We start from the raw sequence: 494 nt of genomic DNA, 5'->3' as shown, positions 1-494 counted from the left end.
GGGACGCCGATCCAGATGTTCGCGATGATCACCGAGGTCAGTGACCAGGACGGGGACGTCAGCCAGTTCACGGGCCCGATACCGACGGTACTCAGCAGGGCGTTGACGATGCCGGAGTCGCTGTTGAGCATCCACGACCAGGTGGAGGCCGACACGATCAGCGGCAGCAGCCACGGCACCAGGAACAGGGCCCGCAGGGTCGCCGACAGCCGGAAGTGCTGGTGGAAGAAGACCGCGAGGGCCAAGCCGATGGCGTACTGGAAGACCAGGCACACGGCCGTGAACACCACGGTGTGGAGCAGGGCCGGGGCGAAGGTCGGGTCGTCGAGGATCTTCCCGTAGTTCTCCAGGCCCGTGAAGGGCGCGTCGCCCTGGACGAAGGAGCGGACCGTGTAGTCGCGCAGGCTCAGGTCGAGGTTGCGGTAGAGCGGATAGGCGTAGAAGAGGACGAGGTAGAGGGTCACCGGAGCGAGGAAGGCCCAGGCGGCCCACTG

Annotated in this window: 1 protein-coding gene; it reads right to left on the bottom strand. The window is 66.4% G+C overall.

Annotated features, from left to right (window positions below; genetic code table 11):
- The coding region (locus AOQ53_RS17630) for a carbohydrate ABC transporter permease (RefSeq protein WP_148640341.1) at positions 1 to 494 on the bottom strand (494 nt) is incomplete at both ends.

Origin of the sequence: Streptomyces azureus, assembly GCF_001270025.1 — a bacterium.
GTDB classification, from domain to species: Bacteria; Actinomycetota; Actinomycetes; order Streptomycetales; family Streptomycetaceae; genus Streptomyces; species Streptomyces azureus.
The sequence above is the reverse complement of the archived record's forward strand: the minus strand, read 5'-3'. Positions and strand labels throughout refer to the sequence as shown.